Consider the following 24,625-nt stretch of genomic DNA (forward strand, 5'->3'; position numbering starts at 1 on the left):
GATCCTAACCGATCCATTCTTTAAAATCACTAACCCGTTCCCGACTTACGATGACCTCATCGCCTTTATAAGTCGGTAGAACTACTTTTAACCGGGAGTTACTGTATAAGACAATTTCTTTAATCGCCCGCATCGGAATAATGAATTTCCGGCTTACGCGGTAGAAGTCTTTCGGATCCAGTTCCGTTTCCAGTTGTTCCAGTGTCTGGTCCAACAGATAATCTCTGTTATCAGTAGTATGAACGTATGTTCCTTTATTTTCGCTAAAAAAGCATTCCACTTCTTCAATTGGAATCACTTTTAGTTGTTGTCCGATTTTAACAGTAAATCGTTTTTTATAACTCTTATCCGCCGGAGTGACCAACATTTTTTTGATCATTTCAAAATCCAACGCTAAGTGTTGTGGTTCCGGGTTTCGTTGTCGGAATTTATTCAGTGCAAATTCCAGATCATCTTCATCAATCGGTTTTAGCAGATAATCAATACTGTTAAGTTTAAATGCTTTTAAAGCATATTCATCATAGGCAGTGGTAAAAATAACAGCACTTTTGATATCAATAGCTTCAAAAATTTCAAATGACAATCCGTCCGAAAGCTGAATATCCAGGAAAATAAGATCCGGATGCGTGTTATTCCGGAACCATTCCAGCGATTCTTCAACCGAATGCAACAGCGTATTAATCTTTAAACCCAGTTTTTCCACTTTACGTTGCAACAATCTTGCAGCCGGCTTTTCATCTTCAATAATTATAATATTCATCGTATTGCTATTTGGCAGTTATTCCCATTTTTCTTTTTTCTCTTTATCCATATATTCCCGGATCTTGCGGTTTTCCCAGTTTTGTCCGAAAAAAAGGTCATATCCGAAAACCCGGATTCCGTGTGCTAAAAGTCCTATTCCCCAACAAATCGCAGTAAAGAAGTTTTTAATCTGAAAATAGCTTTCCCCTTCTTTCATATCCTGAATATTCAGAAATACGATAAATGCATTGACAAGCAGATAAACCAAAAGGTGTGTATAAAATCCTTTGATCCGTTTTACTCTTCTTACAGCAGCCTCGTAACGATTATCTTCACTGTATTGTTCTTCCCATGAACGGTATTTCCTAGCCATCTTAACTCCAGTTTTGTTTGCCTTTTTGTTCTTCTTCTAAAAATTCTTTCATTTTTCGCTCTTCCCAGTTACGTCCTAAAAACGGCATATAGTTAAATACTTTCATTCCGTGAAAAGCCACCCCGATTCCCCATCCGATCATCGGATAAAAAAACCACAAATGCTCCGGTGAAGTTAGCAAATTGATGATTAAGAGCGTTATATTCACTGCGATATAGCCCGTTAGATTTCCGTAAAAACCTTTGATCTCCTCGACTCTTTTTTTAGCGATACGGTATCGCTCTTCTTCGTTATAATTGCGTTCCATGTTTGTTTCTTTTACTTATTTCCAGTTCTTTTTACTGTTATTATCCTGTTCCTCCATCAATTCTCTGATTTTGCGTTCCTCCCAACTGGCTCCGTAACCTAAAACACTAAATCCGTGAATAAAAAGTCCCATTCCCCAGCCTAGCATCGGGAACCAAAACCACTGAAAACCGGGTGAAAAATACAGGTTAATAAATATCAGGGACGGGATCACTATACAATAAGACATTAAATTTCCATAAAATCCTTTTAAAGCTTCTACTTTCTTTTTGGCTCTGTAATAAGCCGTATCGTCGTGTTTTTCATACGTTTCCATAATACCGATTTGCTTGGTTAACATTGGTAATTGTACCGTGAATTTTTTTTCAGTTTGATCAATATTCACTTGACGATCGGTCAGTATCGCATAACGGTCGATAATGTTTTGCAGTCCCACACCCTGCCGATCTTTTAAAACTTCTTTTTTTTGCAGATCATTCTGTACCACCAGATAATTGTTCTGTTCGAATATCCGTATATGCAATGGTTTTTGCTCGCTAACGATATTGTGTTTTATTGTATTCTCTAATAATAATTGCAAGGATAGCGGAACAACTTTAGCATCCGGATTTTGCAATTTTTCCGGGTGTTCGTAAAAAATACTGTTTTCAAAACGCATTTTCAACAAATTCATATACGTTTTCGCAAATGCCAGCTCCTCTTCCACACTCACCAGTTCTTTATCTTTTTGCTCCAGTACATAACGGTAAATTTTGGATAGCGACGATGTAAATCGCTGGGCATTATCCGGGTTTTCTTCAATCAAAGAACTTAGTACGTTGAGACTGTTAAATAAGAAATGAGGATCAATCTGATTTTTCAGGCTTTCAAATTTGGCGGAAGCCGTTCCGGCGATGATCTTTTGCTGTTTTACCCGGTTTTCCTGATAGGCCCGGTAAAAGTAGACCATATGTATAATCAGAGCAATGATAAACGTAATGATAACAGATGCGATATAATTCCGGGGACTTTCTTTGGCTAAAAATTCCTGAAACGATAATCCGGTAAAACGCATTTCTTCAAAAGCCCGTAACAGAAATATCACACCGATTGAAATTATAAAGGAAGCGGCAAATCCGATAAACACTCTTTTTACAGCAAATCGATCTTGTACAAATATTCGATCCAACACAATAAACACGACCATATTAGCCATATATAATACCACGGTGTACAGCATCGTAAATTCGACACTCAGCCAAAAACTATGATCTATAGTTACCGGGTTTCCATTGAGCCACCGAAGGAAAAGCAATACTAAAATGATTGCGATACCCAGCCCTATAGCTCTTAAAAAATGTTTCAGATAAAGATTCATATTTGCTTTTCGTTTGTCCGTTGGATTATGCCTCATCCGACGTATTTATTATTTACAGGCTTTTAATAATTCCTGCGCTCTGTCCAATCCCCAGTTCGGATGAAATACCGATTCCGGTTTAAAAGTAGCAAAAAGATTAATTGATTTCTCAATCTGCGCGCACATAGGCTTTGTATCTTTTCCGAAATATTTAGCCCCTCCGATTTCAAATTCAGCTTTACAATACACTACTCTCGGATTATTCGGTGCCAATGCCAACGCTTTATAATACTGTTCCATTGTTTTTCCGGTATATTTCATTCCGTTGGACTGCGGATCATATACTATCCATGCCGTATAAATTAATGCTTGTGTTACCAAAAGCTCCGGGTTATTCGGACTAATTGCACTGGCTTCATTTTCGGCTTGTTGTGCTTTTTCTAATAAAGTCGGAATTTTTTCTCTGTCGGGATTTCCAAATGCTTCTAATGTATTGATCAAGGTTACATAGTAATTCGGAAGCCAGTTGTCTTTTTCGACTAAAGCAATTCGCTCAAAAAGTGCTTTTGCTTCTGTTGATTTTCCGTCTTTCCACAAGCCCATCGCTTTGGTCATTCCTTGTTCATATTGCGATTGTGAGAATGCTATACTGCAAACGAATAAAACTACTGTTGTGATAAATTTTGTCATGATTATTGTTTTTTTGTTGGTTAGTGATTTATTTTTTGATGATTGAAACTTTAATTAACACTTCAAAGGTATTTTGACCGGTTGTCTTTTAAAATTAATACTGACTCAACTGTTGTTTTTGAAGGATGAACTGTTACAGATTCTCCAATTGGTTCGATTTCTTATCCTGACTGATGGTCCAGAAGAATCCGACAAAGAAGAAACGATCTGCCGGTTGTCCTATCGCCTGACGCTGAAACTGTCCGCTTACATCCCGTGAATTAGCATATTGATATCCAAATACATTATCGCTTCCCAGTACGTTTGAAACCGAGAAATACAATATTTTTTGTTGGGATAACAGATAGGCCCAACTCAAACTCAAACTATTATAGCTTTTTGTTTTTCCGTTCATAAAAGCGATTTCGTTCGGGTTATTATAAGGACGTCCCGTAGCAAAGCTATTCGTCACACTCAACTGCGAGCGCAAATCATTAATCCAGTATTTACCAACTATCGAAAGGGTATGATTTGCAATAAAATTAGGCGTTACTTTATCGGTATAATTTTTATAATCTCTTTTACTGTCGATATAGGAATAGGATACCCAATAATCCAGGTTTTTAAAGGTTTTACTATCTCTCCAAAACAAGTCGAAACCTTGTGCATAACCTGTTCCGTTATTCGTAAACAGACTGCTGTATTGCGGTGTAACGGTATTGTACTTTACCAGATTGGCATAATCTTTATAATACAATTCGGCGCGTAAGGTTCTTCCGTTCGGGTTATAGCTATAATTCAATAAATAATGGGCTGTCTTTTCCGGTTCAAAATTCGAAGTATATTTCAGGTATTCCTGTTTCGGTAGTTGATGAAAATCACCATAAGCCAGCGACAATTGTCCGTTTTTGTTCGTTCTGTAGGCCAATGACACTCTCGGTTCCAATACTGACGTTGCAATCAAATCGCTGTACATTCCGCGAACACCCGCTTTTACAGCAAAATCAGATGATAAAAGAATATCCGTTTCCGCATATAAAGCGCCGATATTACTGGTATATCCTGTTTTGAATTCATTGGATAGCTGACGGTAATTTTCATTGAAATCGGTCGTAAAATAATCCCCTCCGAAAATTAATTTTATGCTATTTGAAAACTTTTTACCTAATTTCAGTTTCAGGTGCGCTGCATTTTCCTGATCTTTTAAAAAATTAGCGTTCAAATCCGTTTTAGTCAGGCTATAACCGTAACCGATTCCGGTTTGAAGCGTCCAGTTAGCACCGAAATTCCCTTTATAAGAAGCATTCACATATAAATTATTATTTTGAGTCGCTACACGGATCGGATCCTCATAATTGATATCCTTTTGATTCAGGTCGAAATTAGCATAATCGAAAGCGGAATACAGTTTAAACAATCCGTTTTTAAACTGGCGACGGAAAACCATTTCACCCGACATGGATTGGTACGGTTTGTTCCAGTCTACATCTTGTTTAATTGCTTTTTGATAGGGTTCCAGATTGATATAAGATGTATTGATACTAAAAGATCCTTTTTCCCATTTCTTTGTATGTCCGACACCTAAGCCAACTGTCATAAGAGAAACATCTGTTTTTTCCTGATCCGGCTCATTAATCGTACTCATTAGCAATACACTGGATAAAGCGTCACCGAATTCGGCTGAATAACCACCGGTTGTAAATGAAATTCCGCTAAACAAAAAAGGAGAAAAACGACCGCGGGTTGGTAAATTATTTGCTGAAGCACCATAGGGTTGCGCTACACGGATACCATCGATATAAGTTTGCGTTTCATCCGATTCTCCGCCGCGAACAAACAAACGACCGCTTTCGCCTACGATTTGTGCTCCCGGAAGCGTTTGCAAAGCCCCGATAATATTACCCGGAGAACCTGCCGTTGTAACAATATCCAACGGTTTTAAAACGGAAGCCTTCGAATTGTCACCCGCCTGAAAAGATCCTACCGAAATCACCACATTATCCAGTGCATTTACACTGGCTTTTAATTGAAATGAATGCGGTTGATACGTTTCAATAGCAATAGTTTCACGGGTGGTTTCAAACATAATAAAACTGATAGCCAAAATTTGTTTGCCTTTTGTATCGGTTTCGAAAGTAAAGGTTCCATCGGCACCGGATGAAGCTCCGTCATAAGTCCCTTCGATAAACACATTAGCTCCTTCTACCGGTTTTCCTTTCTGGTCCGTTACTTTTCCGGAAATTTTTGTTTGTGCCTGTAACATCAGACAACATAAAACACTACAAATTGTAAGTATCGTTTTCATCATTTTTTGTTTTTTGATAGGTCAAAGTTGCAACAGCCCACTATTTTTTACTAAAAAAGAATACCGAACTGTAATTTTTCAGGGATGAATTGTGATTTATTTTTCCAACCCGTTATATCTTGTTTTAAAATGACGTAACTTAGTAGAAGATCAAACTACCGAACTATGGATATTGAAGCTTTACAAATTCTTTGCACGTCCTTTCCCGGTGTTACCGAGGATATAAAATGGGGCAACGATCTGTGTTTTATGATCGCGAATAAAATGTTTTGTGTTATGGCGCTTGACAGTGTACCGCTAAATGTTTCATTTAAAGTAACTGAAACTGAATTTGCAGAACTCACAGCCCGGGAAGGAATTAAACCGGCACCTTATATGGCTCGGTACAATTGGGTACTGGTTGAGGACAGTTCTCGTTTAAATCCGGAGGAATGGAAGCATTTTATTGCGCAGTCCTATCAACTGATCAAAGGAAAACTCCCAGCTAAAACGCAAGCCTCCATATCCTAATCTAAAACCGGTTATCATGAAAATTCCGACGCAATATTTACCGGTTATGCCCTACATCATTACCGATCAGGCAGACGCTTTTCTGGATTTTACCAAAAAAGTATTCGGCGCGAAAGAGCAATTGATTGTTCCCGGCGAAGGGGAACGTTCCATTATGCATGGTGAAATCCGGATTTTTGATGCCGTAATCATGTTTGCTCAAAAACCGGAAAATTTTGATTGTCGGCCGTGCGGCATGTTTATTTATGTAGAACAAGTCGACCCTATTTATCAAAAAGCATTGCAGCATAATGCTGTTTCCCTTATGCACCCCATACAACAGGACTACGGTTATACTGCTGGTTTTGAAGATCCTTTCGGCAACCAGTGGTGGATTGTTTCACCATAATTTTAACATTTCAAGACCGTTTTTTCATATCACAATGGCTATTTTTGTGTACCGAAATTGATATTATGCTCTTGAAATGAAAAAAATAACACGTATCAAGAAAAATCATCGCCTGATTGTTTTTCAAAAATTAGTTCTTACAGCCGCTATCATTGGTTTTTTAAGTGCCCTATTAGGTAACACATTAAAAAAAATCACCGAACATTACGAAAGTATTTTCTTTACTCTTGCCCGGCAACACTGGATGCTATATCTGCTTTTCCCGATACTGGGTTTTTCTATCATTTATTTTTTAAGGCAGACTTTATTCCGCAAAAAGGAAAACAAAGGCATAAAGGAAATTTATGAAAGTACCGATTCCAAAACGAAACACCTGCCGGCATATAAAGTCAGTTCGCATTTTATCAACGGATTAATTACGGTTATTTTCGGAGGTTCCACCGGAATTGAAGTTTCAACAGTAGTCGCTTCTGCCGCTATCGGTTCGGTTGTTCAACAAAAAGAAAATCTGTTTAAACGCTATAAAACACAACTGATTTGTGCCGGGATTGCTTCCGGAATTACAGCACTTTTCGGTAGCCCGATTGCCGGATTGATTTTTGCTTACGAAGTTATCTCCCGAAAATGGTCCCGTTCTTTTTTACTGACAAACGGAGTTGCCGTAGCCGTAGCCTTTGCCTTTACGTATTTTGTAGATAACCAACCTCTTTTTTCAATCAATGTATTGCCCTGGCATCTGCATGCACTTCCCTATATGATACTCTTAGGTATGATTGCCGGAGTAAATGCGGTTTATCTGAACCGATGCGTCATGCTTTTTAAACAGAAATTTGCTGCAATCGACAAGCATCATTTCCGAATTATCATCGGAGCCGGTTTTGTAAGTCTGGCTTTAATTCTGTTTCCGCAACTTTACGGAGAAGGCTATCACGCCGTAAAAGAACTGATTTCACAATCGGGACATTTTAATCTGTCCCTTTCTTTCGCTTTAACACTATTGTTTGTTATCCTTTTAAAACCGATTGTCACTTCATTAACTTTGGTTTCCGGTGGTGATGGCGGCGTATTTGCTCCGAGTTTGTTTATCGGTGCCTTTTTAGGTTTGTTAACCGCTTCTGTTTTAAACACCTATTTTAATGCCGGTGTTTTACCGGTTAACTTTATGGTTATCGGAATGGCGGCTATGTTAAGCGCCAGTATCCATGCTCCGTTTACCGCTTTATTTTTAGTGTGTGAAGCGATTGGTGATTATACGTTGTTTTTCCCGATACTAATCGTTTGTCTGATCTCGAAAACTACGGCCAAATTGATCTATCCTTATACTGTTTATAGTTATTCCCGAGTTTAAAATGCCTACACCAAAAATAAAACGCAATTACCGCAAGGCCCGTTACGTACTCTATAAAGAAACATTAGTCGATTACAGAGAGCATTTTTGGGCTTTCTTGGGATCGTTTGTCGGATTGGGAATTATTTCTTACCTGCAATACGGTTTGTTTACGCCCGAAGATTATACGTTTCTGATCGGTTCATTCGGCGCCTCATGTGTTTTGGTCTATGGCGTTATTCAAAGCCCGTTGGCACAACCTCGTAATCTGATTGGCGGTCATGTTATTTCGGCCATAATCGGTGTTACGGTACAACAACTGATTCCTGATATTCTTTGGATTTCAGCTCCGTTAGCAGTCTCTTTATCAATCGTTTTTATGCAAATTACCAAAACATTACATCCGCCCGGCGGCGCCACAGCATTGATTGCAGTCACCGGTTCTCCGCAAATTAAAGAATTGGGCTACTGGTATGTTTTGTCACCCGTATTAAGCGGCGCGCTGATCCTTTTGGTTGTTGCATTGGTTTTCAATAATATGACCGCTAAACGACAATATCCTTCTCATCCGAAATTTACGCATTTCAAAAAAAGAATTATCGGACGTCTGAAGTCATAACCAAAAAAAAGTACTGCTAAAAGTGCGAATTAATAACAAAATGATATCAATATTTTAATTACTCTTAAAATATTATAATTATAAGATTAATTTTCTTAGTATTGCAAAACAATATTAACTACCTTAAACTATGAAATACTTTAAATCTCTATTAGTTATCGTTGCTTTATTCGCTTTAAACACGATTTCAGCACAATCTATCACTGATAAATGGACTCAAGTCAGAAATTATCAGGATTTGTTAACTAAAACATCACGCGATGCTCAGAATGGTAATTTCAATCCGCTTAAAGCTAATTCTGAAACATTGGTACAATATGCTGAAGCCATCGATACCAACAAATTCCCTGAGTATGTAACCCGTACATCCGGTTTATCAGAAAAAATTCAGGCGTTACAAAATGAGACAAAAACATTAAACGATATCATCAACAGTAAAGGTACTAATGATGCCATCTTAAAATCCCTTGCAAAAGTAGAAGGTTCTTTTAAAAACGTTCTTAACACTGTTAACGGAACAGCGACATCCAAAACCGCTGCTCCTGCAAAAGCAAAAAAATAATCGGAAAGCCTAGTTAACACTAGGCTTTTTTATTGCTATATTCGCCATATGTTATCTCTCAATAAAGTTCACCATATCGCTATCATCTGCTCTGATTACGCCGTTTCTAAACGCTTCTATACCGAAATCCTCGGATTGACTATTATTCAGGAAGTCTATCGAAACGAACGGCAATCCTATAAATTGGATCTGGCCATTAACGGTAATTATTGCCTGGAACTTTTTTCTTTCCCCAATCCGCCGCAACGTCCTTCCCGCCCGGAAGCAGCCGGATTACGCCATCTTGCCTTTGAAGTAGACAATATTGACATTACACACGAATATCTTCTAAAAAACAATATTGAAGCCGAAGCAATTCGTATCGATGAATACACCGGTAAACGCTTTTTCTTTATCGCCGATCCGGATGAGTTACCTATAGAGTTCTATAATCGATAAAAAGTTACTCTTAAACTGATTTTTTATATTTTTATAACATTTAAATTTACTTTAGTTATAAAACAATATAATCAATCATGTTACAACGAATATTTTCTTTTTTACTATTTACACTCTTATCCTTCAATCCGATTCATTCTCAAAATACTACAAAAAATATTCTTTTCGTAGGGAACAGTATGACGTATTACAACGATATGCCGGTAATATTCCGCGATATCGCCAATAACAAAGGAAAAAATGTAGCCACACAAATGCATGCTCCGGGAGGTACCGGCTTTATAAATCATGTTACCAATCCGCAGGTCTACAATCTTTTTAAGAGCAAAGAATGGCATGCTGTTATTCTTCAACCCGGTACTGGTGAATCAGCCGGTGTTACATCATCTGTAAACACAACGGCTCAACGGGGACAAATCCTGATTGATTCCATTCGAAAATACAGTCCTTGCGCCAAAATTATGTTATATGAAATTCCGTATGGAGTACCCGCTGCCACAGATTATGCTACCTACTTTGTACTACAGACTCAGATTCGGGATTCTATAACCAAAATGGCCGATTTATTACATATTCCGTTCGTACCAGCCGGTGAAAGTGCCCGTATGCATTATAATACACAGCAAGATTTATTACTGCACAGTACTTACAATGACGTTCATCCTAATTTAAACGGGTCCTACTTAGTAGCTTCCACTATGTATGCTTCTCTTTTTCAGGAACCGGTGACCGGTACCACTTCTTTTAACGGTATACCACAGGCTACAGCAACTTATTTCCATTCTATTGCCGATGAAATCGTTTTACCGAATAAAGCCAACTGGCGAATCAATACTTATAATCTTCATGCTGATTTTGACTATCAAATAACCGATACTACTGTAACGTTTACAAATACAGCAACGAATTTCACAACTCTTGAATGGGATTTTGGTGACGGAAATACAGCTAATATTCTTAACCCGGTACATACTTTTGCTAATAACGGACAAAAGACAGTCCGTTTAAAAGTAATGCGGGATAACTGTTCGGAAATAATAGAAAAACAAATTGATCTCAATTCTTTAGTCCTTACCGATTTTTTCCGTTCTCAGATAACCCTCTATCCGAATCCTGCAAAATCACAATTGAATATCACCGGTAAGGTCGCTACCGGAATCCGTATTTTCAATAGTATCGGACAAAAGGTATACTCGAATACGACCAGGCAATTACAACACGAAGTCAACCTATCAGGTTTTACAAACGGAGTGTACTTTCTTATAACAGATGATAATCAGATCTATAAATTCATCAAGTCCTAAATATTCGCCTCCCATTTTTCAGGACTCCGAAAACAACATAAAACACTAAAAAAGAAAGCCTTATAAAACTTAGTCAAAAAATTATCAACACTAATTGGAATCAAAAGTATTAACCGTAACTTTGGCTTTTTAAAAACAAACAAGGTTATGGTTTATAAATTTAGAGTTATACTCGATGCCGAAGAGGACATTTTCAGAGACATAGCAATTCTGGAAGAGGATACTTTGGAGGATTTACACAATGCTATCGTAAATGCTTTCGGCTTTGACGGAATGGAAATCGCTTCATTTTACACTTGTGATGACGAATGGACACAGGAAGATGAAATCCCGTTGTTTGATACCGGTGATGTTCCGGGCGAACAAAAAACCATGGCTGATTACCCGCTTTCTTCCATTTTAGATGAAGACAGTACAAAAATCATATATGTTTATGATTTCTTTAATATGTGGACGTTTTTCGTAGAACTGGCCGCTGTGGAAGATGCTGAAAACGGTGCTAACTATCCGGAATTATTATTCGCTCACGGTGAATTACCGACCAATGCGCCTACAAAAGATTTTAACAGTCCTGTGGTTTCTAATGATGATATGTACGGTGAATTCGAAGACGATTTTGACGAAGAAGACATGGACATGTTTGACGGTGACGACAGTTTCAACGATTATGGTTTCGAAGAAAACTGGAACTAATCAACTTATTTTCAATTAATTAAAAAATAAAAAAATCATGCCGTTATAAAAACTTTATTGTTTTTATCCGGCTGTTTTTTTCGCCATATACCAATAATAACACCATGATAAACTTATTCAATACCCACATCGACAACCTTTCTATCCACAGAGTAGGAAATAAAAGCCGTAGCGAAGCTTATTTTTTATCGGAAACTCCTTATAGTCTGAATGATGAGATTATGCCTTTATTAAAGGAGTACTTCTTTAAACCTTTCCGTGAAAAAGAGGAAAATTATTTCCAGTTTGCTCATGATGTAGATTTGGATTATAATGAAATGTACAATTTTGCAAACGAGATTTTTACAAATCCGGGAAGTATTCATGATGTTTCTAAAAAAATAACCAAACATTTATTCGAGCAATCCAACCATCCGCACATTAAAAACGGAGAAGTATATGTAACGTATCTGACCAATGTTTCGATTGACAATAATCCTGTTGATGCAATCGGAATTTTTAAGAGCGAATTAAAAGCCGATTTCCTTCAGTTTGAAGAAAACGGTTCGACATTGGAAATGATCTTACAACAAGGGATCAACCTGAATAAACTGGACAAAGGATGTCTTATCTTCAACTATAAAAAAGAAGAAGGCTATAAGATTTTAACAATCGACAGCAACCGTTATGATGCGCGTTACTGGTTAGAGCATTTCCTTTCGGTAGATGCTTTCCAGGATGAGAACTTTATGACTAAAAAATACCTGAAATTCTGCCAGGATTTCGCTAAAGAAGTTGTTTTACCGGCCGAAGACAAAAAAGAAGAAGTAATGTTTATGAATCGTTCGGTAAATTATTTTGCTAAAAATGATGAATTCGAAGAAACCAACTTCCTAAACGAAGTAATCGATAACCCGGACCTGATTTCTGAATTCAAGAATTATAAAGTAGACAAAGGAGAAAAATACAGTATCGAAGATTTAACAAACTTCCCGATTGCGAATGCTGCTGTTTCCGATGCCCGTAAAAAGATGAAAAACATCATTGAACTGGACACCAATATCCAAATCAAATTGGATTTTATCAATCCGGAAAGTGCTGAAAAATTCGTAGAAAAAGGATGGGATGAAGAAAAACAGATGTATTATTATCTGGTATATTTCAACAAAGAGCAAAAAAGCTAAAAAATATTAAGAGGTCTAATGACCTCTTTTTTTTTTATGACCCCGCAACATGTTTGTTTTTTTTCCGTTCCTTACATAATTTTTATATCTTTAAGTACCGATTACTTCTGATAAATGTTACAAAAAACCGCTGCTTTTCTGATTTTGTTTCTGATTCTCGCATCAAACGGATATGCGCAGGACAACAAAACCAAAACCAAAGCCGATTCGACTAAAGTTATTTATCAGGACATTGAAAAATATTCCAAGAAGAAAAAGTTTACCAGTTTTATTCACCGGCTTATTTTCAGACCAACCCGAAGCGTTACCACTCCCAAAAAAGAGATTAAAAATGCCCCTCCGCCTAAGGCAGCTTCTTATCTTCCTTTTGAAGGAAAAGTAATCCGGAATATTAAAATTGAAACTTTGGATCCGTTTGGTTACTCCGTGAACAATGAAGAGGAAGTTCCGAACAAATGGATTGAACGTTTCGGTAACCGGATTCACGTGCGAACCAAAAACTGGACCGTCCGCAACCTTTTACTTTTTAAGAAAAATGAAACTATCGATTCGTTAAAAATGCGGGAATCCGAACGTCTGATTCGTCGTCAGCGTTATGTACGCAGTGTCGTGGTAAAACCTATTCCAACTTCCAGCCCGGATTCCGTAGATGTTGTGGTTCGCGTATTGGATTCCTGGAGTTTTATTCCAACCGGAGCCATATCCAGCTCCCAAAGCAATCTGGAATTAACCGAACGTAATTTTATGGGATTGGGACACGAATTCGAAAACAATTTCAAACAACGCTTTTCCGATAATAAAAGTGCTTATAGTGCCCGTTATACGATCCCGAATATCAGAAATACCTATATCAACACCACACTTCGTTACGAATACGGTCTTGAAGACGATTATATTAAGGGGATTTCGATCGAACGTGGTTTCTTTTCCCCGTTAACCAAATGGGCCGGCGGTTATAGCTTTGAACAGAATTTTCATAAAGAAGAATTTAAAGACGGAACTTTTGACGATCTCGGCAATCCCAACACCGTTTTTCAAAATTTTAAAGCCGAAGGACAAAACATTTGGGGCGGTCGTGCCTTTCGTATTCTAAAAGGTCGTTCGGAAGACAATCGGGTAACGAATCTGGTAACCACAGCCCGGTATTATAATTTAAAATTTATTGAAAAGCCGGGTATCGAATTCGACTCCATTAATTTTTTTTCCAATACGCAACTCTATTTAACCAGTATCGGAATCACTACCCGTAGTTTCGTACAGGAACGTTATTTATTCAACTATGGCATTATCGAGGACGTTCCGGTTGGACGCGTATATTCGATTACAGCCGGAATCCATCATAAAAACGCATTAAAACGTATGTATCTTGGCGGAAGACTATCATCCGGTGATTATTATAATTTCGGTTTTTTAGGAACCACGGTCGAATGGGGCGCTTTTTTTAACGGTTCGTCAACCGAACAAAGTGTTTTCCGTTTTGAACTCAATTATTTTACCAAGCTGATGGAATTGGGTAATTGGAAGTTCCGACAGTTTATCAAGCCCGAATTTATAATCGGAAGTCATCGTTTACCAACGGAACGCGATTTACTGACTTTATCCGGAAATAACGGGATTCAGGGATTCGACAGCGTAGATTTTTACGGTAGTCGCAAATGGCAGCTTACGATTCAGACACAATCCTATATGCCCGGAAGCTGGTACGGCTTCCGTTTTAGTCCGTTTGCTAATTTTTCGTTCGGTATGTTAGGTGATCAGGACCACTTGTTTTCCACCCGCCTGTTTTCAAAATTCGGTCTTGGTGTATTGATCAGTAATGACTATCTGGTCTTTAACAGTTTTCAGTTATCTTTTGCTTTTTATCCGAGTATTCCCGGAGCCGGCGATAATATTTTTAAAACCAACTCATTCAAAAACACCGATTTCGGATTGCAAAACTTCCAAATGGGTAACCCTGCTTTGGTTCCGTATCAATAATTTCACTTTTGCCGTAACAAATCGGAAATTGACTCGTCTTATTTTAATCAATCAAAAAATAATACTTTGGAAACAATCCTTACCATTCAAAATTTAGATAAAAGATTCGGGAATGTCCATGCTGTTAAAAATGTTTCTTTTGAAATCAAAAAAGGAAACGTTTATGGTATTTTAGGACCAAACGGAAGCGGTAAATCGACCACGTTGGGCATCATTCTGAATGTTGTCAATAAAACGTCCGGTAACTATACCTGGTTCGACGGTAAAATGGACACTCATCATGCACTGAAAAAAGTAGGTGCAATTATCGAACGTCCTAATTTTTATCCTTATCTGACAGCCGAAGAAAACCTGAAACTGGTTTGTAAAATCAAAGGCGTTAGTTACGATAAAGTACAGGAAAAGCTTGAAGTTGTAGGACTTCACGAACGAAAAGACAGTAAATTCAGAACTTTTTCATTAGGGATGAAACAACGTCTTGCTATTGCCTCGGCTTTACTTAATGATCCCGAAATTCTGATTCTTGACGAACCTACAAACGGGTTAGATCCGCAGGGAATCCGACAAATTCGTGACATCATCAAACATATTGCCTCATTGGGAACGACAATTTTACTGGCCTCTCACCTTTTGGATGAAGTAGAAAAAGTGTGTACGCATGTGGTTGTACTCCGTAAAGGAGAAATTCTGTACACCGGGACTGTTGACGGTATCATTTCGAACGAAGGCTTTTTTGAACTTCAGTCGGATAATCATGAAATGCTGAAATCCGTTTTAAAAGGTCTTACTGTAATTGATAAAATAGAAGAAGACGAAGGAAAACTATTTGTGTACTTAAATGCACCGTTAGAAGCTTCGGAACTTAACCGTTATCTGTTCCGGAACAACATTGTTCTGAATCATCTGGTAAAACGAAAACACAGTCTTGAAGAACAGTTTTTACAATTAACCAGCAATCAGTAATTTCATCAATCACAATCCAACCTCATGAAACGTCTTTTAGATATCGAACTACAGAAATTATGGAAAAACAGAGCCAGTAAGGTTTTAATTCTTTCCTACTTTATATTATTATCCTTTATTGCTTTAATCGCTTCTATCAAATTTGACTTCGGAAGTTTTCGATTGCATATTGCCGAACAAGGAATCTTTAACTTTCCTTATATCTGGCATTTTAACACTTATATTGCTTCTATTTTAAAGCTTTTCCTTGCTATTGTAATTGTATCCATGATGGCTAACGAATACAGTTACGGAACTTTAAAACAAAACCTCATCGACGGATTAAGCAAAAAAGAATTTATCAAATCGAAATTTCTGACCGTATTACTCTTTGCTTTTGGTTCTACGGTTTTTATATTCCTACTTTCTCTTATTTTAGGTTACAGCTATTCTTCCTATAATGAATTCAATATTGTTTTTTCGGAATTGGATTATTTAGCCGCCTATTTCCTGAAATTAACAGCTTTTTTCTCTTTCTGTTTATTTTTAGGCATACTGGTAAAACGTTCCGCTTTTGCACTTGGTTTCCTTTTATTATGGAGTATTCTGGAAGCAATCGCCATCGGATTAATGCGTTGGAAATTTTTTAAAGATACCGATGTTTACCAACAAGTAAGTCGCTTTTTTCCGTTAGAATCAATGAGTAATCTAATAAAAGAGCCCTTTTCCCGCCTTTCGGTTATTAAAAATTTAAGCAATACAATTAGTGGTCAGGACATGGCAAAAGACTATAGTGTACATTTTGGAGACATAGCCATCGTGATCGTCTGGACCGTTATTTTTATGTTAATGTCGTATAAAATTCTGAAAAAACGAGATTTGTAGTATCTTTGCAGGCATTATGCAGGTACAGATCTCCCGTTTATTTACAGCAGTTTTATTGTTGTTTTCTACAACAATATTCGCACAATACATTCAGGTAACCGAGAATTATACCGATGACCAACTGGTTCGGGATAAGCTATTTAACAGTTCCTGTGCTCAGGTTTCCAATATTTCAATCAACGGATATACATTTTCAGACGGGGCAAAAAGTTACGGTTATTTTCAGGGAGCAAGTGGTTTTCCTTTTAACGACGGTATCATTATCACAACCGGTAAAGCCCGGTCAGCGGTAGGTCCGAATACTTCAATTTTAAGCGAAGGTCCGTCCAGCTGGGTCGGTGATCAGGATCTGGAACAGGCTATCGGCGAAAGCAATACTATAAATGCAACGGTATTGGAATTTGATTTTGTACCGATTTCCAATAAAATGAGCTTTGACTATGTCTTTGCTTCCGAACAATATTTAACCAATCCGAGTCCTAATCAATGTAATTACTCGGATGGTTTTGCTTTTTTACTAAAAGAATCCGGCGCGACACAATACCAGAATCTGGCTGTCGTCCCCGGAACCAATACACCTGTAAAAGTAACAACAGTTCGTGGTCCGGGAACCATTTGTCCGCAAGCCAATGCGCAATATTTCGGCGGTTTTAATGATCAGGAAAGCGCGACTAATTACAACGGACAAACCAAGACATTACGAGCTGAAGCTACCGTAACACCGGGAGTAACCTACCATATCAAATTGGTTATCGCCGACCAAGGGAATCAATATTACGATTCTGCTATTTTCCTAAAAGGCGGAAGTTTTAATATCGAAACTGATTTAGGTCCTGACCGACTTATTGCCACCGGAAATCCGTTATGTCCCGGAACAAACTATCCGCTGGATGCGACGGTAACAGGTACTAACGTTACCTATCAGTGGTTTGATGCTAATGGAGCCATTACCGGCGCTACAAATCCTATTTATGATGTAACCGCTGCGGGTACTTATCGTGTGGAAACAACTATTACTTCACCCGGAGGAACCTGTACTTCCAGTAGTCAAATCGTAATCGAATATGCCGGTGTAACTGCCAATAATGCTACTTTGATTCAATGTGCCGCTCCAAGCGGACCGACAAAATTTAATCTGACACAGGCTAATAATACCATTACCGGCGGAAGTAATAACCTAAGTGTTGCTTTCTATCCGACGTTAGCCAATGCACAAGCACAAAGCAATCTTATCACCAATCCGGATGATTATACCTATGCTAATCTTAATACCGTAACGGCTCGTGTCGAAAATCAATTCGGCTGTGTAGCTTATGCAACGGTAACACTTCAAATTGTAAACAATACCATCACACCGGTTGGTCCTCAAAGTGAATGTGATAACGACGGTGACAGTAAAGCTGATTTTGACCTGAATGCTATAACAGCCCAGTTTACCGGTTTACCAGCCGGAGCTCAGGTTCAGTATTTTGCAACAGCAAATGACGCCTTGTTAGTTATCAATCCGCTAAATTCGCCTTATAATTCATTCAGTACTACGATTTATGCCCGCGTGATAAATGGTTCCGATTGTTATGGAATCGCACCGGTAGCGTTGGTTGTCAATAATTTTAACGGAGCTAATATCCAGGATGAAACCAAAATCATCTGCCCGAATACGACAGTGACGCTGAATGCTCCTGCCGGTTTTACATACGAATGGAATAACGATCCTACTATAACGACCCAATCTATCACTGTTAATCAAACCGGAACTTATACCGTAAAAATAACGAATGCCGATGGTTGTTTTGTGACCAAAACTTTTACAGTTGTAGCTTCAGCTCCGGCAGTAATTACTTCAGTAACTGTTAATGATTTTGCATCGGGACAAAACAGTGCTACAGTAAATTATCAGGGTATCGGTGATTATGAATTTTCACTGGACGGTGTCATCTTTCAGGACTCACCTACCTTTACCAATCTGGATTCCGGAGAATATACCGTGACAGTAAAAGACAAAAAAGAATGTGGCATTGTTCATAAAACCTTTTTTGTTTTAGATTATCCGCGTTTTTTCACCCCTAACGGTGACGGTTATAACGATGTTTGGCGTATCCCGTACCTCAACCGTTATCCGACCGCTCAGGTTGCTATTTTCGATCGCTACGGAAAGTTACTTCACTTTTTTAAAGGCGGCGGCTACTGGAACGGTCAATACAACAGACGGGACCTGCCTTCAACGGATTATTGGTTCACTATCACTTTTGATAACGGAAGAGTCGTTAAAGGTCATTTTTCAATGTTGCGATAAAATCCTTTTTTGAATCGAAAGATTTTATATTTTTATTTCGATTTAAATCCTGATTTTATGCTCCATTTTAATTTCACTCCATTTCCGGTTTTAGAAACAGATCGTCTACGATTAAGACAGATCGTCGAAACCGATGCCGAACAAATGTTTCAACTTCGTTCCAACCCGGAAACGATGCAGTATATTCCACGTGAATTACCGAAAACGATCGACGATGCCATTGCTCATATCCAATACATGGATGGTCTTCGCTTGAGTAACGAATGCCTGAACTGGGGTATCACTTTAAAAGAGGAAGATGTTATTGTCGGACTTATCGGTTATTTCCGTCCGAAACCCGAAAATCATCGTGCGGAAATCGGTTATATGCTATCGCCGGATCATCATGGAAAAGGCATTATGCAGGAAGCTTTAGTTAAAGCTATCGAATACGGTTTTGACGTGATGCAACTACATTCGATTGAAGCCATTACCGATCCGGAAAATTATGCTTCCTGGAAACTACTTGAAAAAAACAATTTTATACGAGAAGCTCATTTTAGAGAAGATACGTACTGGCAAGGACGTTATTTAGATAGTTATGTTTATTCTTTACTTAATAAAAAATAATCCGTTTTCAAGAACTTTTCCTTTTTTTAAATCGATCAAATCTCTAATCCTAACGATTTTGGATTAATAATAAAAGTAACTTAGTTAAACAGAAGTAGCTTTCGGGCAGCTTCTGTTTTTTTTTTGACAGACTCCTTCTTTTATTTCATTTGTTTTCGACACAATCATTTACAAGTCTAATGATTTAATATAAAACTGATGGCAATTGAATTACTTTTTCCATATAGAACCATAAGGATTATAATTACATTCTTTTTCAAATTCCCAAAAAAGATCGTTCGTTTTTACCGGCAATCTATTATCAACACACATATATTTGTATTCACAATCTCTACATATTTGAATATCATCTTTTTTAACATGCCAATAATTTCTAAAATCAGGTATTAGCAATATTTCGCTTAAATCCATATCACGAATATTTCCAAAAATCATTTCGTCTCCTTCATATCTCAATATACATCCATTAAGATCGATATAAACTCTTCTGTTATAAAATGTATTGAACAATCTTGACTCCATATATAAATCAAGATTAGGCGTAAAATCAGAGATATCGGTTATTTCGTTTTTTACATTAATAATATCTTTTTTTGTACTAAAGAATATACCACCGGCAAATTGATCACTATACTCTTCTTCACTAGCACTAACAATTAATGAAACTCTGTCGTTGATTTTGAAAACACTTTCTACTAAATGCTTTTCAATTGTAGTTTTTTTATCAATCAACACTTGTATTATTCTAGTCGGCATATTATTAAATTCCTTTAATACCGCTATAATAGTATCATAAGTAGCATTAACAAATCGCAATACCAAACATTCAACTTTTACCTTAAAAATATTGTTTAATAATATATTGATATAATTTATCTCAAAAGAATCGATATCAACTATCATTGTAGAAACATTATAAGGCTTTGAAAACTCAATTTGATATTTGGGAAAAGAAGAACTTTTCAAGTTTGAAAAAAAAATGAATTCCTTATTGTATAAAAAATTAAAATAATCAAATAAAGTTTCCTTGTCTTCATTAAACTCAAATGAGTTTAAAAGGTTAGTAAAACTTATATCCTTATATTCTTCTAAAATCTCGTGTAGTGTATTAGGAATATATTCAAAATCTTCTCTTTGCAAATCATAAATACAGGATCTATTATGCCCTTTAACTAAAATACAAGAAGCAAATAAATGAAATGGGATATCAATTGGAAAGCTTGTCATATTACTATATTAGAATGTTCTTTTATAGAATAACTTGACTACAAGATGCCTTGTTTTATGAGAACTTGAATAACAGAGTTTCAGAACTGAATTATCAGCAATTTCACTTTCCGGGTCTATTAATATTAATTGAAATGAAACATTATGTTCCGATTCTAAAATTTTAATTATCTCTTTCATTCGTTAATTTTTGTTCATTACTTAATGACATCAAATCATTCGCAATAATTTTTTCTAAGTTGTAATTACAATTTAAAGAAACCATACCAAATTGTCCAACCGGATTAATTTCCAAAAATACATAGTTCCCTTTATCATCATAAATTAAATCAATGGATCCTGTGTTCAAATCGAGCTCATTTAATAACATCAGTAATTTTTCTTCTTCTTTCTCCGGTAGTTTAAAAGGGACATATCGATTTGGTTTTTCCCAATTGTAATTTCTAAAATCAACTCTTGTTTGTACATCATTTTGGCTGAACATTGCCATAGAGTAAACCCTATCCCGATGAATAAACGTTCTTATCTCAAACGCCTTGTTAATGTTTTCCTGAAATAATGACGGGAAAAACAGCTGAGGAAAATTCTTTATATCATTTTCAGAAACTTCTTTAGTATACATAGGTGCTACTTCTTCTCTATATCGAAAACAATTTGCCTCATAAATAGGCTTAGTGATTATATTTCCATGTGTTTTCAAAAATAATTCGACTTCTTTTTTTGAAGACGTTACAATAGTAGCTGGAATTTTTATCCCTTTATCTTTTGCTCGTAAGAGTACATCTAGTTTATTAATATTTCCTCTTGCCTTACTTGGCTTTGGTATCCATATTTTATCCTTAAATATTGAAAAAACACCATTAATATAAGCTGTTGATTCCTGTTGTAAATACTTGTTATAAGCTTCAACTAAAAGTGTTTCATCATTTGTAAAGCCAAGTTGTTTGAATTTCTCAAAAAAAGTTTTTTTCTCAGTTGGTTTAATCCATCTTCTGTACCAGACTATACTGATTTCATCAGGACTAATCTCTTTTTCATCGTTAGTTACAACAATATTATTATTAATGTCAATTTTTACATTTTTATTTTGCAAAAAGTCATCGCCATTCAAACGTAAAAAACGTGCATTGTAAAAACTTAACCAATCAATAATATTATTTGTCGGTTCATCGATATGTTCATGAGATAGAATTAATATCATGATAAAATGGTATTACTAAATTACAAAGAATGTTTATTTACACTCTTTGTAATTCTAAAATGGCTTTAATTAGTCGACATTGTCGTCATCCCCACAGTCTTGTTCACGAGTACCGTCCGGAAGATTCGTCACTATCCCTTTACACTTTGTTTTGGTAAAGTCAGCGTAAATAAGACCTCCTTTAATTGTTTTCATTTCTTCTCTAGTAAAGAGTTCTTTCTTTAAAGATTCTAACTTTTTCATAATATAAAACTTAAGTATTAATAGCACAGTTATTTTTTATTAAACGAGTCAACATAGTCTTTTAATTTACCCAATCCCATTTCCTTTCTCAGTTCATCAACTTTACCGGGAAATTCAAGCTCAGGATCCGGAACCATATATCCTGCTTCATTACGACCTAGTTGTGTTCCATATAATTGTTTTTCTCCTTTATTTTTCTTTACTCTGTCGTACAAATAAGCGTAATTCCTTGGTAAAACATTATTTTTCTTTAATTCTCTTTTCATAGCTTTTAACATTTCTTCCTGAAAAACCACATCATGATCGCTATGCTGTACCAATAACCAAAATTTTACAGAAGTGTCTCTTCCATTCTCCTTAAGTCCGGGATAAGCATACTTTTTGTAATATTTTTTTATAGTTTCACAATTCGCTCTAACAACTTTATCCATCTCAAACTCCATTGAGTCTATATATTTATCATCCATTAATCGTTTGGTGTCCCAATCCTGAAGTTGTTGATCTTTATCATACATCCTCACCAATTCTGTCTTCATTTCCTGAGAATATGGTTTTGATATCTTACATGAATTAAATAGTATAACTATAAAAACAAAATAAATTTGTGTCTTAAAAAACACACTTTTTCTAATTTTTATTGTTGCTTCCGTTCCTTTTACAGAATCGATTTTCAATTTTTCCGGAATTAAAACATTTGGGAGAAGACATAAGTTGATCCTGTATTTCTTGTTTTTTTGAACCATGGGATTAAATCTTTTTATTATTCAGACATCCTGAAATTAATTCAAACCATACAACTTAAGCTACTTACAATTAGAATAGTCTTTTTTTCGCACCTAATTGTCTATTTGTTAAAATTCACTAACCACTGATCATCAATACAATAAAAAAATAAATTATAATAAAAAGGGATGCCGACAGTTATCTTGACACCCCTTTATAAAGAAATCTGTCAGGTTTAAGTACCTGACAGGTTTATAAAATTATTGCACCGCTAACTGTGCATTGATATTACCATGACCGAAGTCTCCGTTTTTGGTCGGATAGAATGTTGACGATTGTTTCATTTTAGTTAATACCTGATCTCTTGTCCATCCCGGATTTTTAGCCCAAACCAATGCCGCAATTCCGGCAGTTGTAGCCGTTGCCACAGAAGAACCGCCAACATAATTAGCCGCATTATTATAATAACTCAATACCGGCACATTGTTATTCGTTCCGGAGCGTTCCATTACAATTGTAAAATCGATTTTACCACCTTTATGGCAAACATCACATTCCTGGAATGTCGTTCCTTCTTTTACACCGGTTACCGCTACCGCTTCACTCATCGAAGCCGGGAAAATCACGCCGGCAAAGTTGGTAAAACTTGTTGATGTTCCGCCGGCACAAAAAATCAGTTTTCCTTTGCTGTAAGCATATCTTACACCATCCTCGATTTTTCCAACCGAAATAATATGTCCCATAGACATTGAGATGATTTTCACACTATTGTTATTTCCTAAAGCTGTAAAAGCCAGTTTTACACCTTCCTGTTCGTGATAGCCATCCAGAACCACATTAGATGCTGCTCGATACGTAATTAAATTGGCATTATAAGCAACACCAACCGGTAAACCACTGTTATTTCTCGGTGCAGTTGCCACAGAAGCCATACTCGTTCCGTGTCCGCATTGATCATCAGGTCCGTCAAATCCGGATGACCATGGCCAGATTGAATCTACATAAACACCAAATCGCTGAACCGTTCTACCGGAAGAGGATCCGGAATTAAAACCGGTATTCATCAGACTTTGTTGCGGCGATAATCCGGTATCAACAACTCCAATTGTAATACCGCTTCCCGTACTGTAATTCCAGGCTCCCGGAATATTGTGTTTATAAAAATTCCACGGTACTCTCGCATTTGGCGTTATCGTAGTATAATCGGCTGAAGATATTGTTGCCGATGAAAAGCCGCAGCCTGAACTGGAACTCACTTCCGGTCCATAAACCGGACGCGCATCAATTACATCAAAATAACGGTAATTAGCAGGCTCAATATAGCGGATGTTTTTCTCTTTTAATAAAGCTTCCAATGTCTCTCGTTTTTTGATCACTACTTCTATAATATTCAGATCGTTATCTTCTTTAAAAACAAGATCTCGTCCGACGCTCTTTTCCGATTCCAGAATCAGGTTTTTCAGATGTGTTTTGATCTCATCTCCTTTTCCGGTTTTATGTGCATCGAAATCGCCTGCATGTTCTCCGAATCCGATCGTCACCATATTATCACCTCTGATAATAGCACTCCATAGCATCTGGTAACCTCCGTCTTTCCAATGGAACGATCCTTTTTCATTACTAATCTGATCAATACGAGAATTAATCGCTGCTTTGGACAGTGTATCCTTCTGAAACAATTCTTGTCCTGACTGATTTTCTCCCGAATAACGATCTTCATCTTTGGAACAGGCCGAAAAAAGCACCGCACTTAGCAGTACCAGCATAACATAATTTTTTTTCATTATTAAA

At 36.8% G+C, this 24,625-nt stretch carries 25 protein-coding genes; 14 read left to right on the forward strand and 11 right to left on the reverse strand.

Annotation, left to right across the window (positions count from 1 at the left end; genetic code table 11):
• Window positions 1-4: 4 nt before the first annotated feature.
• The 6 genes from NOX80_RS17110 to NOX80_RS17135 form a co-directional block, all read right to left on the reverse strand.
• Window positions 5-760 (reverse strand): LytR/AlgR family response regulator transcription factor, encoded by a 756-nt coding sequence (locus tag NOX80_RS17110; RefSeq protein ID WP_256551028.1) that lies wholly within the window; start codon window positions 758-760, stop codon window positions 5-7.
• Between the two features lie 18 nt (window positions 761-778).
• Window positions 779-1,114, reverse strand: coding sequence for a 2TM domain-containing protein (locus NOX80_RS17115; RefSeq protein ID WP_256551029.1), 336 nt, complete (start codon window positions 1,112-1,114; stop codon window positions 779-781).
• A gap of 1 nt (window position 1,115) precedes the next feature.
• Window positions 1,116-1,421: a 2TM domain-containing protein gene (locus NOX80_RS17120; protein WP_256551030.1), complete on the reverse strand. Its 306-nt coding sequence runs from the start codon at window positions 1,419-1,421 to the stop codon at window positions 1,116-1,118.
• A 15-nt stretch (window positions 1,422-1,436) separates the two neighbouring features.
• Window positions 1,437-2,813, reverse strand: coding sequence for a histidine kinase (locus tag NOX80_RS17125; RefSeq protein ID WP_256551031.1), 1,377 nt, complete (start codon window positions 2,811-2,813; stop codon window positions 1,437-1,439).
• A 12-nt stretch (window positions 2,814-2,825) separates the two neighbouring features.
• The gene (locus tag NOX80_RS17130; RefSeq protein WP_256551032.1) at window positions 2,826-3,446 is read right to left on the reverse strand and encodes a tetratricopeptide repeat protein; all 621 of its coding nucleotides are present in this window, start codon (window positions 3,444-3,446) and stop codon (window positions 2,826-2,828) included.
• A 133-nt stretch (window positions 3,447-3,579) separates the two neighbouring features.
• Complete coding sequence (locus NOX80_RS17135) at window positions 3,580-5,730, reverse strand: TonB-dependent receptor (RefSeq protein WP_256553035.1); 2,151 nt, start codon at window positions 5,728-5,730, stop codon at window positions 3,580-3,582.
• A gap of 165 nt (window positions 5,731-5,895) precedes the next feature.
• On the opposite strand from NOX80_RS17135, the gene NOX80_RS17140 reads away from it, so the two are divergent.
• The 14 genes from NOX80_RS17140 (at window position 5,896) to NOX80_RS17205 (ending at window position 19,440) form a co-directional block, all read left to right on the forward strand.
• Window positions 5,896-6,240: an MmcQ/YjbR family DNA-binding protein gene (locus NOX80_RS17140; protein WP_256551033.1), complete on the forward strand. Its 345-nt coding sequence runs from the start codon at window positions 5,896-5,898 to the stop codon at window positions 6,238-6,240.
• A 16-nt stretch (window positions 6,241-6,256) separates the two neighbouring features.
• Window positions 6,257-6,628: a VOC family protein gene (locus NOX80_RS17145; protein ID WP_256551034.1), complete on the forward strand. Its 372-nt coding sequence runs from the start codon at window positions 6,257-6,259 to the stop codon at window positions 6,626-6,628.
• Window positions 6,629-6,704: 76 nt separating this feature from the next.
• Window positions 6,705-7,976 (forward strand): chloride channel protein, encoded by a 1,272-nt coding sequence (locus NOX80_RS17150; protein WP_256551035.1) that lies wholly within the window; start codon window positions 6,705-6,707, stop codon window positions 7,974-7,976.
• Between the two features lies 1 nt (window position 7,977).
• The gene (locus tag NOX80_RS17155; protein ID WP_256551036.1) at window positions 7,978-8,574 is read left to right on the forward strand and encodes an HPP family protein; all 597 of its coding nucleotides are present in this window, start codon (window positions 7,978-7,980) and stop codon (window positions 8,572-8,574) included.
• Between the two features lie 130 nt (window positions 8,575-8,704).
• Window positions 8,705-9,136, forward strand: a complete 432-nt coding sequence (locus tag NOX80_RS17160) for a hypothetical protein (protein WP_256551037.1) — start codon at window positions 8,705-8,707, stop codon at window positions 9,134-9,136.
• A 48-nt stretch (window positions 9,137-9,184) separates the two neighbouring features.
• Window positions 9,185-9,574 carry an SMU1112c/YaeR family gloxylase I-like metalloprotein gene (gene gloA2, locus NOX80_RS17165; protein ID WP_256551038.1) on the forward strand — a complete coding sequence of 130 codons (390 nt, stop codon included), beginning with the start codon at window positions 9,185-9,187 and terminating at the stop codon, window positions 9,572-9,574.
• Between the two features lie 77 nt (window positions 9,575-9,651).
• Window positions 9,652-10,878 carry a T9SS type A sorting domain-containing protein gene (locus tag NOX80_RS17170; protein WP_256551039.1) on the forward strand — a complete coding sequence of 409 codons (1,227 nt, stop codon included), beginning with the start codon at window positions 9,652-9,654 and terminating at the stop codon, window positions 10,876-10,878.
• A gap of 147 nt (window positions 10,879-11,025) precedes the next feature.
• Window positions 11,026-11,571, forward strand: a complete 546-nt coding sequence (locus NOX80_RS17175) for a plasmid pRiA4b ORF-3 family protein (RefSeq protein WP_256551040.1) — start codon at window positions 11,026-11,028, stop codon at window positions 11,569-11,571.
• A gap of 104 nt (window positions 11,572-11,675) precedes the next feature.
• Complete coding sequence (locus tag NOX80_RS17180) at window positions 11,676-12,734, forward strand: nucleoid-associated protein (RefSeq protein WP_256551041.1); 1,059 nt, start codon at window positions 11,676-11,678, stop codon at window positions 12,732-12,734.
• A gap of 114 nt (window positions 12,735-12,848) precedes the next feature.
• On the forward strand, window positions 12,849-14,711 hold the full coding sequence (locus NOX80_RS17185) for a hypothetical protein (RefSeq protein ID WP_256551042.1): 1,863 nt from the start codon (window positions 12,849-12,851) through the stop codon (window positions 14,709-14,711).
• A gap of 66 nt (window positions 14,712-14,777) precedes the next feature.
• Window positions 14,778-15,674: an ABC transporter ATP-binding protein gene (locus tag NOX80_RS17190; RefSeq protein ID WP_256551043.1), complete on the forward strand. Its 897-nt coding sequence runs from the start codon at window positions 14,778-14,780 to the stop codon at window positions 15,672-15,674.
• Window positions 15,675-15,698: 24 nt separating this feature from the next.
• Window positions 15,699-16,538: an ABC transporter permease gene (locus NOX80_RS17195; RefSeq protein ID WP_256551044.1), complete on the forward strand. Its 840-nt coding sequence runs from the start codon at window positions 15,699-15,701 to the stop codon at window positions 16,536-16,538.
• A 16-nt stretch (window positions 16,539-16,554) separates the two neighbouring features.
• Window positions 16,555-18,831, forward strand: a complete 2,277-nt coding sequence (locus NOX80_RS17200) for a choice-of-anchor L domain-containing protein (RefSeq protein WP_256551045.1) — start codon at window positions 16,555-16,557, stop codon at window positions 18,829-18,831.
• A gap of 57 nt (window positions 18,832-18,888) precedes the next feature.
• Window positions 18,889-19,440: a GNAT family N-acetyltransferase gene (locus NOX80_RS17205; RefSeq protein ID WP_256551046.1), complete on the forward strand. Its 552-nt coding sequence runs from the start codon at window positions 18,889-18,891 to the stop codon at window positions 19,438-19,440.
• A gap of 210 nt (window positions 19,441-19,650) precedes the next feature.
• Here NOX80_RS17205 and NOX80_RS17210 read toward each other — a convergent pair whose 3' ends face one another.
• From NOX80_RS17210 to NOX80_RS17230, 5 genes are all read right to left on the reverse strand, one after another.
• Window positions 19,651-20,667: an SPASM domain-containing protein gene (locus NOX80_RS17210; RefSeq protein WP_256551047.1), complete on the reverse strand. Its 1,017-nt coding sequence runs from the start codon at window positions 20,665-20,667 to the stop codon at window positions 19,651-19,653.
• Between the two features lie 163 nt (window positions 20,668-20,830).
• Complete coding sequence (gene gwsG, locus NOX80_RS17215) at window positions 20,831-21,868, reverse strand: grasp-with-spasm system ATP-grasp peptide maturase (protein WP_256551048.1); 1,038 nt, start codon at window positions 21,866-21,868, stop codon at window positions 20,831-20,833.
• A gap of 69 nt (window positions 21,869-21,937) precedes the next feature.
• A complete protein-coding gene (locus tag NOX80_RS17220; protein ID WP_256551049.1) occupies window positions 21,938-22,111 on the reverse strand; it encodes a hypothetical protein in 174 nt (57 codons plus the stop codon).
• A gap of 29 nt (window positions 22,112-22,140) precedes the next feature.
• Window positions 22,141-22,854: a DUF6624 domain-containing protein gene (locus tag NOX80_RS17225; RefSeq protein ID WP_256551050.1), complete on the reverse strand. Its 714-nt coding sequence runs from the start codon at window positions 22,852-22,854 to the stop codon at window positions 22,141-22,143.
• Window positions 22,855-23,094: 240 nt separating this feature from the next.
• A complete protein-coding gene (locus NOX80_RS17230) occupies window positions 23,095-24,618 on the reverse strand; it encodes a S8 family peptidase (protein WP_256551051.1) in 1,524 nt (507 codons plus the stop codon).
• Window positions 24,619-24,625 lie beyond the last annotated feature (7 nt).

This window comes from Flavobacterium cerinum (assembly GCF_024496085.1).
Classification (GTDB): Bacteria; Bacteroidota; Bacteroidia; order Flavobacteriales; family Flavobacteriaceae; genus Flavobacterium; species Flavobacterium cerinum_A.